General features: G+C 68.3%; 1 pseudogene. It reads right to left on the bottom strand.

Annotated features, from left to right (window positions below):
* Positions 1-1639, bottom strand: a pseudogene (locus GVN21_RS20295) (calcium-binding protein); the annotation flags it as partial.
* Positions 1640-1712 lie beyond the last annotated feature (73 nt).

The raw sequence follows: 1712 nt of genomic DNA, 5'->3' as shown, positions 1-1712 counted from the left end.
GCGGTGGGGGTGGCGGAGGTGGCGGCGGCGGCCCCGGATTGGCGCCGACGATCTGGGAGGCGCTGAACTGGTTCACCATCAGCCCGTAGAGGGTGATGGAGTCGCCGTTGCCGAGGACGATCGTCGCGCCGCTCGGCCCGGACTCCAGGCTGTAGCTGGTATGGCCGGTCAGGTTGATGCGGTCGCTCGCATCGAAATCGTAGATGATGTCGGCGCCGTCGCCCGCCGCGTGATGGAAGGTGTCGGCGCCCGCGCCGCCGAACAGGCCATCGGCGCCCACGCCGCCGGTCAGGCTGTCGCCTCCATCGTCGCCCATCAGGGTGTCGGCGCCAGACCCGCCTCGGATGGTGTCTCCGTCGTGGCCGCCCTGCAGGATGTCGTCGCCGCTCCGACCGTCCAGGGTGTCGGCGCCCCGATCGCCCTGGAACATCTCGTCGGCCGAGGAGCCCAGGAAGGTGTTTTCGTAGATGGAGCCGATCAGATGCTCGACGCTGGAGAAGCTGTCGTTGCCATCCATCGTGTTCTGCGGCCCGGTAATGGCCAGATCGATGTAGAGATGGCCCGCCCCGCTGAAGTCGGCGGCGTCGAAACCCTCTCCGCCCTGGAAACTGTCGTTCCCGGCGCCGCCGACCATCCAGTCGTCGCCCACGTTGCCGATCAGGGTGTCATTGCCCGCCATGCCGCGCAGCTGGTCGTCGCCCGCGAACCCGTAGAGGGTATCGTTGTCGGTTCCGCCGATCAGCAGGTCGGCGCCATCGTCCGTTCCGACCAGCGTGCCCACCGCGGGCAAACCGTCGAACTCGCCGATGAAATGGGCCTCGGTGATCAGGTTGGCCGAAACGCCCCACAACAGGACGCGCGAGCCGTCCTTGAAGGCGATCACCGCCGTAGTGTCGCCCTCGCGCAGCACCCCGGCGACCAACGCCCCGTCGATCAGCGAGATCCTGTCGATCCCCACCTCGAAGTTGAAGATTCCGTCAGAGCCCGAACCAAAGCCGTTCTCTGGGCTGAACACGAAGATGTCCGCGCCGGCGCCGCCGTCCATGTCATCATTGCCGGCCCCCCCGCGCAGGATGTCGGCGCCATCTCCGCCCTCGAGGCGGTCGATTCCCGCCCCGCCCTCCAGATTGTCGTCTCCGCCCTGGCCCCTGAGCACGTCGTGGCTCTCGCCTCCGCGGACGACGTCATTGTCTTCCCCGCCTTCCAGCAGGTCACCGCCGTCGCCGCCGAACAGCTCATCGGCGCCGGAGCCGCCGAGTAGTTCATCATCTCCCCCTCGGCCGTAGAGTTGGTCGCTGCCCTCGGCGCCGACCAGCCTGTCGAAGCCGGTATGCCCCTGGACGCGGTCGCCGTGCTGGGTGCCGACGTATTCGAGTTGCTCGATGCGGACGAAGCTGCCGCCGCCGGACATGAACTGGGCATAGCCCAGCGCCGCCATTTCAACGTCCAGGTCTTCAGCCTGGTTGTTCAGGTCCTGGCGGAAGATGCGCAGGCTGTCCCAGCCGGCTCCGCCGTCCACCCGGTCGTCGTTGCGCGCGCTGATCCGGTCGTCACCGCCCAGGCCGAACACCAGCTCCACGGTCCCCGCGTTGCCGGCGACGTTGAGTGAATCCGCGCCTTCCGTGCCGCTGACCGTCACCGGCGGCGGCGGCGGTGACGGTCAGCGGCACGGAAGGCGCGGATTCACTCAACGTCGCCGGCAACGCGGGGAC

This window comes from Caulobacter sp. SLTY (assembly GCF_009905535.1).
Taxonomy (GTDB): Bacteria; Pseudomonadota; Alphaproteobacteria; order Caulobacterales; family Caulobacteraceae; genus Caulobacter.
The sequence above is the reverse complement of the archived record's forward strand: the minus strand, read 5'-3'. Positions and strand labels throughout refer to the sequence as shown.